The 4755-nt window shown below is 78.0% G+C and carries 5 protein-coding genes and 1 pseudogene; 2 read left to right on the top strand and 4 right to left on the bottom strand.

Annotated elements, in window-relative coordinates; translation table 11 throughout:
- The 3 genes and pseudogenes from A0J59_RS20265 to A0J59_RS20255 form a co-directional block, all read right to left on the bottom strand.
- Nucleotides 1-238: pseudogene (locus tag A0J59_RS20265) on the bottom strand (hypothetical protein); the annotation flags it as partial.
- 326 nt (nucleotides 239-564) lie between these two features.
- On the bottom strand, nucleotides 565-966 hold the full coding sequence (locus A0J59_RS20260; RefSeq protein WP_064317271.1) for a GntR family transcriptional regulator: 402 nt from the start codon (nucleotides 964-966) through the stop codon (nucleotides 565-567).
- Entirely contained in the window at nucleotides 953-1930 is a 978-nt protein-coding gene (locus A0J59_RS20255; RefSeq protein ID WP_156533213.1) for a hypothetical protein, read from the bottom strand. The genes A0J59_RS20260 and A0J59_RS20255 overlap by 14 nt, the downstream gene beginning before the upstream one ends.
- A gap of 132 nt (nucleotides 1931-2062) precedes the next feature.
- Between A0J59_RS20255 and A0J59_RS20250 the strand changes: the two genes are divergently transcribed.
- Together A0J59_RS20250 and A0J59_RS20245 are read left to right on the top strand one after the other, a co-directional pair.
- Entirely contained in the window at nucleotides 2063-3424 is a 1362-nt protein-coding gene (locus tag A0J59_RS20250; RefSeq protein ID WP_064317270.1) for a hypothetical protein, read from the top strand.
- A gap of 64 nt (nucleotides 3425-3488) precedes the next feature.
- Nucleotides 3489-3893 (top strand): hypothetical protein, encoded by a 405-nt coding sequence (locus A0J59_RS20245; RefSeq protein ID WP_047233790.1) that lies wholly within the window; start codon nucleotides 3489-3491, stop codon nucleotides 3891-3893.
- 102 nt (nucleotides 3894-3995) lie between these two features.
- On the opposite strand, the gene A0J59_RS20240 is transcribed toward A0J59_RS20245, so the two are convergent.
- Complete coding sequence (locus tag A0J59_RS20240; protein WP_047233791.1) at nucleotides 3996-4664, bottom strand: response regulator transcription factor; 669 nt, start codon at nucleotides 4662-4664, stop codon at nucleotides 3996-3998.
- Between the last annotated feature and the right edge of the window lie 91 nt (nucleotides 4665-4755).

The raw sequence follows: 4755 nt of genomic DNA, 5'->3' as shown, positions 1-4755 counted from the left end.
CGGGGGTCTCGGTCGGCGTCGGGTCCGGGGTGGGCTCGGGCTCCGGCGTCTCGGCCGGCTCGGGAGCGGTCTGCGTCGGGCGGGGGCTCACGGGCTCGGTGGTCGCGGGCCCGCCGGCGGTGGCCGACGGCGTCCGGCCCGGCTCGAGGTCGGGCAGCCCCGCCTGGCAGCCCGCGAGCACCAGCGCCGCCACCAGCGCGCCCACCGCCGCGCGCGCCGTCGTCCGCCGACGGCTCACCGGGCTCCGTCCCCGGCCGCCACCCCGCGCCACGGTCGCGGCGCCCGTCACGGGTCCTGCTGCCGCGCGCGCCTCCGCGCCCGTCCGCGCGCCCGCCGAAGCTCCGTCCTCCACCTGGTCCCCCTCGTGTGTGCTGCAGCGTCCGCCGCGGAGCACCATCATGCGCCCCGCCCCGCGGCAGGACGCCCCGCGGCGGCGCCTGTCGGAGGATCGTGACCCTGTCGTGACGCGCGCGCCGCGTGGCCCGTCCCGACGACGCCGCCGGTCGGCACCGCGGGGTCGCCAGCGTGCGGGCGGTCCCTCGGCGGGAGCCGCCCCCGGTCGGCTCAGCCCGCGGCCGGCCCGTCACCGGGCTGCTGGTGGAGCAGCGCCCCGCGCACGACGTCGAGGATCTCGTCGTCGGACAGCCCGGCCTCGCGGCCGGCGCGGACGAGCTCGTGCGCGGCGTGGCGCGCGGCGACGTCGGTCGGGGAGACGCCGTCGGACACGACGGTCCCGGCGCGGCGCCGCGTCGTCACGACCCCCGCCGCCTCGAGCTCGCGGTACGCGCGGGCCACGGTCCCGGGCGCGAGCCCGAGGTCCGTGGCGAGGGCGCGGATCGTCGGGAGCCGGTCGCCCACCCGGAGACGCCCCGCGGCGACGTGCGCCACGACCTGCCGGCGGATCTGCTCGTACGGCGCGAGGCCCGACCGCAGGTCGATCTCGACGCGCAGGTCAGGGGCCTGCATGACCGCGCCCCGTCGGTGTCAGGGCGCTCGCGTGCTCGTCCGCCCAGGTGTCCGGGTCCGGGGCGGCCCGCACGACGACCGCGATCGCCGCCAGCGCCAGCCCGACCGCGACGACCACGAGGACGACCGCCCCCGGGTAGCCCACCCGCGCCGCGGCGTTCGCGCCGACGCCGAGCATCCCCGCGGCCGTCAGCCCGAGCGCGAGCTGCGCGCCCCGCAGGACCCGGTGCGCCGACGCGCGGCGCAGGGCGACGTCCCACGCCTCGTCGACCTGCGCGACCGCCGGGCGGCGCGCGACGAGTCGCAGCACGCCCTCGGCGCCCGCGACGACCAGCACGGCCGCGAGCGCGAGCCACACGCCGTAGAACGCGCCGGGGTAGGGGCTCGCGGTGGAGGTCGAGTCGCCCGCGACGCGCGTCACCGACCGCCCGTCGTCGCCCGCCGTGAGCGCGCCGACCACCGCGAGCAGCACGACGAGCACCCCGAGCGACCAGGCGAGGCGACGCAGACCCCGGGGTGCGACGTCGTCGACGGTCCGCGGCCGCAGCGTGGCCGCGCGGACCGCGGTCCGCTGGCGCGGCCAGGTCCGCTCGCCGACGGCGTGCGCGCCGAGGAACGTGAGCCCGACGACCGCGGGGGAGAGCCCCACGAGCACGCCCTCGGCGAGACCGTCGACGGCGCTCGCGGCGGCCTGGGCGACAACCGCACCGACGAGGAGCGCCGCCGTGACCGCGGCGGCGCTCACCGTGGTCGCGTGCCGCCGGGCGGCGCGGCGCACGGGGTCCTCCTGGGCGAGCCCGTGGAGCGAGGGCTCGGGCGCGCGCGTCGCCGCCCGGACGACCAGCACGACGGCGACGCCGAGCCCCACGAGCACGGCCAGCACGGCACCGCTCCACAACAGGTCGTAGCCCGCCGGGAGGAAGAGGTCGACGCCCTGCGGCTCCTCGGGCGAAGTTTGTATCAACACATCAGTACATTCCCACGGCGACCCGGGTCGGTCAAGACCCGCCGGGCGCCGCGCCGTCCGGCGCCGTGCATGAGAGGTCTCTCATGCACGTCTCACCGCCGACCCACGCGCGTGCGGTGCGCTGGGCTCATGACGCTCGCCCCTCCCGCGCCCGACCAGCGCGCCTGGCTCGACCTGCTCACCGCCCCCGAGGCGGGAGAGCTGCTGGCCGTGGCGCTCGGCGCCGACGGTGCGAGCCTCGACTCGTGGCGCGTGCACCAGGTGCACGCGCGCCCCGGCGCGGAGGTCACGGTCGGGTACGACGTCGTCGCGCGCCGGGCGCTCGCGGCGCGCCCGGACGCGGCGGCCGCCACGGTCGACGCCGCCGAGTACCTGCTCGCCACGACGGCGCCCCTGTCGCCGGACGCGGCCGGACCCGGCGTCGTCCGCCTCGCGGACGGACCGCGCGTCGTGCACGTGTGGCGGCACCCCGCCGACCCGATGTTGCCCGGCCTCGCGGCGGCGTGCGACGCGGCTGAGCTCACGCGCCGCCTCGCGGCAGCGGGTGGGCTCGCGGACGGCGAGGCCGTCGAGTCGGTGTCGATGGTCGCCTACCGCCCCCTGCGGCGCGCGGTGCTGCGCGCGCGGACGTCCGCGCGCACGGTCTACGTCAAGGTGGTCCGGCCGGACCGGGCGCGCGCGCTCGTCCGGCGGCACGACCTCTTCCGGTCCACCACCGTGAGCGCCCCGCGCTGCCTCGCGTGGGACGACGACGGCGTGGTCGTCCTCGAAGAGGCGCGCGGCCCGTCGCTCGCGCAGCACCTCGCGGCGCTCGACCCGGACGACCAGCCCGGCGCGATCGACCCGCGCGAGCTCCTCCGCGCGCTCGACGCCCTCCCGGCGCGCGCGACGACCCTGCGCCGCCGCCCGGCGTGGGCCGAGCGCGTCGAGCACTACGCGGCGTCGGCGCTCGCGGTGCACGGGCTCGACGCGGACCGGGTGGACCGCGTCGCGCGCGCGGTCCGGACGGCCGTCACGACGCGCGACCCCGGGCCGGTCGTCGCGACCCACGGCGACTTCTACGAGGCGAACGTCCTGCTCGACGTCCCGGCGGCACCCGGCGACCCCGCCTCGCGGGGACGCGCCCGCGTCGGCGTCCTGCTCGACGTCGACACGCTCGGCCCGGGCTGCCGCGTGGACGACCTCGCGTGCCTCGTCGCGCACCTCGCCGTGCTCCCGACGCTCGCCCCCGCGACGTACGGCGGCGTGGGGGCGCTGGTCGACCGCTGCCTGGCCGTGTTCGACGAGCGCGTCGACCCCGCGGCGCTGCGGGCGCGCGCGGCCGGCGTCGTGCTGTCCCTCACGACGGGCGCGGCGTCGCGCGACCTCGCGGACGCGTGGCTGCGGGTCGCGGAGGAGCTGCTGGACGCGGCCCTCGGGACGGTCGCCGACGAGCTCGTCCCCGTTCCTGAGAGCACTCTCATCGGCGCCTCCTCGGCATCTCACGCGTGACCGCGAGGCTCGCACCATGCACGGCCGAGGGGTCGTGCGCACCATCGGACGAAGGAGAAGGATCATGAAGGCACGCAGCGCATGGATCGTCACCGGGGCGCTCGGCGCGGTCGGTCTCGGGGCCACGGTGGCGACCGCCCAGGGGGCGTTCGACGCCCCGGAGCCGGCGACCGTCTCGCCCTCGGTCCAGGTGAGCACGTCGTCGAGCACGCCGACCGACGCGCCCACCACGTCCGCGACGCCCAGCCCGGCCGACGTGCAGAACGGGACGTCGATCACGACGGTCACGGCGAACACCTCCGCCTCCCCGAGCACCGCGGGCTCGGCGAACACGTCCGGCTCGGCCGTGACGAGCCAGACCCCGAACACGCCCAACACCCCGCCCACGGCGAACACGGCGAACACGCCGCAGACCCCGAACACCCCGCCCAGCCCGGTCACGCCGCCGTCGCCGCAGTCGGCCGACTGATCTCGGCGCCCGGCTGATCGACCGGACCGCGCGACCGGGCCGCACCCGGGTCTGCGGGTCACGAGGGACCACCTCGGGACCTGCGGGCCCGGGTTCGGCGCGTCAGCGGGTGGCGTCGGCCAGCCGGTAGCCCATGCCGCGCACGGTGACGAAGTGCTCGGCCCCGAGCTTGTTGCGCAGGTAGCGCACGTAGACGTCGACGACGTTCGAGCCGGGGTCGAAGTCGTATCCCCACACGCGCGACAGGAGCTGCTCGCGGCTGAGCACCTGGCCCGGGTTGCGCAGGAACGCCTCGGCGAGCGCGAACTCGCGCGCGGAGAGGTCGACCTCGCGGTCGGCGGTGCGGGCGCGGCGCGTGCGCAGGTCGAGGCTGAGGGCGCCGTGCGTGAGCACCGTGACCTCGCCCGCGGGCTCGGTGCGCAGACGCAGCCGGATGCGCGCGAGGAGCTCCTCGAACCGGAACGGCTTGGCCATGTAGTCGTCGGCGCCGCCCTCGAGCCCGGCGACGGTGTCCGTGACCGACGTGCGCGCGGTGAGGATGATGACGGGGATCGCGTTGCCCGTCTCCCGCAGGCGGCGCAGCACGGTGAAGCCGTCCTGGTCGGGCAGGCCCAGGTCGAGCACGAGCAGCGCGAAGTCGCCGGTGCTGGCGAGGTCGAACGCCTCCCGCCCCGTCGCGACCGTCGTGCTGGCGTAGCCCGCGGAGCGCAGGCCCTTCGCCACGAACGACGCGATGCGGGTCTCGTCCTCCGCGACGAGGATCTGGCTCACCGGGTGGTCCTTCCGTCGGGGGCGGGGTGCGCGGGCGGGTGCTGGTCGTCCGGCCCGACGGCGGGCGGCACGGCCGGCGCGGGCCCGGAGG

Source organism: Cellulosimicrobium sp. I38E (assembly GCF_001647255.1).
GTDB lineage: Bacteria > Actinomycetota > Actinomycetes > Actinomycetales > Cellulomonadaceae > Cellulosimicrobium > Cellulosimicrobium cellulans_E.
The sequence above is the reverse complement of the archived record's forward strand: the minus strand, read 5'-3'. Positions and strand labels throughout refer to the sequence as shown.